This window comes from Pseudomonas sp. TJI-51 (assembly GCF_000190455.2).
Taxonomy (GTDB): domain Bacteria; phylum Pseudomonadota; class Gammaproteobacteria; order Pseudomonadales; family Pseudomonadaceae; genus Aquipseudomonas; species Aquipseudomonas juntendi.
Genome location: NZ_AEWE02000073.1, coordinates 22,629 through 22,872, shown reverse-complemented (window position 1 = coordinate 22,872; position 244 = coordinate 22,629). Strand labels below are relative to the sequence as shown.

General features: G+C 69.7%; 1 protein-coding gene. It reads right to left on the bottom strand.

The genetic code is table 11. The features are described from left to right. Nucleotides 1–23: 23 nt before the first annotated feature. Nucleotides 24–244, bottom strand: a 221-nt coding sequence (locus G1E_RS29625; RefSeq protein WP_047149956.1) for a cation:proton antiporter, incomplete at its 5' end; no start/stop codon positions are given.

Genomic DNA, 244 nt, shown 5'->3' with positions numbered 1-244 from the left:
GCCGCAGAGCGGCCCCGGCATTCTCAAGGCTGGGCGCTGACCTTGCGCACCACCCGGCCGATGCTCAAGCCCTGCACCAGGATCGACGACAGCACCACGATGTAGGTAATCGACAGCAGCAGGTCGCGCTCATCGCCCAAGGGCAGCGACAGCGCCAGGGCCACCGAGACCCCGCCACGCAAGCCCCCCCAGGTCAGTACCCGCACCGTGCCTTTGGGCACCGGCCGCCAGCGCCGCAACAGCA